At 72.4% G+C, this 878-nt stretch carries 1 protein-coding gene; it reads right to left on the minus strand.

Annotation, left to right across the window (positions count from 1 at the left end; all coding sequences use genetic code 11):
• A partial coding sequence (locus IE124_RS34150) for an acyltransferase domain-containing protein (RefSeq protein WP_306432463.1) occupies nt 1–860 on the minus strand: 860 nt, incomplete at its 3' end.
• Between the last annotated feature and the right edge of the window lie 18 nt (nt 861–878).

Here is an 878-nt window from a genome sequence, read left to right on the forward strand (position 1 = left end):
ATGGACCGGCTGCGTAGGGCGACGACGCGGGCGGCATCCTCCAGGCTCAGTGCCCCGGCGACGTACGCGGCGGCGATCTCGCCCTGGGAGTGGCCGATGACGGCCTGGGGGGTGATGCCGTGGTGCTGCCAGATCTTCGCGAGGGAGACCATGACGGCGAAGGTGACGGGCTGGACGACGTCGACGCGGTCGAGCGTCGGGGCGCCGGGAGCCTGTCGTACGACGGCTTCGAGGGACCAGTCGACGTGACGGGAGAGCGCGGTCTCGCACGCGGCCATCTCCGCCGCGAACTCCGCAGAGGAGTCCAGTAGTTCGGCACCCATCCCGGACCACTGCGTGCCCTGCCCGGGGAAGACGAACGCCACCCGGCCGACGCCGGACGTCGCACCCCGGACCAGACCCTCAGGTGCGGCGAGCGCGGCTGCGAGTTCGTCCTGTCCGGTGCCGATCGCGACGGCCCGGTGCTCGAACTGCGCGCGCCCGTAGGCCAGTACGCGAGCGACGGCGCCGGCGTCGACGTCATCCGTACGGCCCTGCGAGGCGTACGCGGCGAGCCGCCCGATCTGGGCGTCCAGCGCGGCCGGGGTTTTGGCCGAGACCAGCCACGGCACGACACCGCCGACGGACGTCGGCTCGTCGGCCGGCGCGGCTTCGACAGCCGTCGGGGCCTCTTCGAGGACGACGTGCGCGTTCGTGCCGCTGATGCCGAAGGAGGAGACGGCGGCCCGGCGCGGTCCGCCGTCCTGCTTACGAGGCCAGTCCACGGCATCGGTGAGGAGCTCGACGGTGCCCGCCGACCAGTCGATCTGCTCCGACGGCCGGTCCACGTGGAGCGTCTTCGGCAGGACGCCGTGGCGCATCGCCTGGACCATCTTGAT

Origin of the sequence: Streptomyces narbonensis (genome assembly GCF_014649015.1) — a bacterium.
GTDB classification, from domain to species: Bacteria; Actinomycetota; Actinomycetes; order Streptomycetales; family Streptomycetaceae; genus Streptomyces; species Streptomyces narbonensis.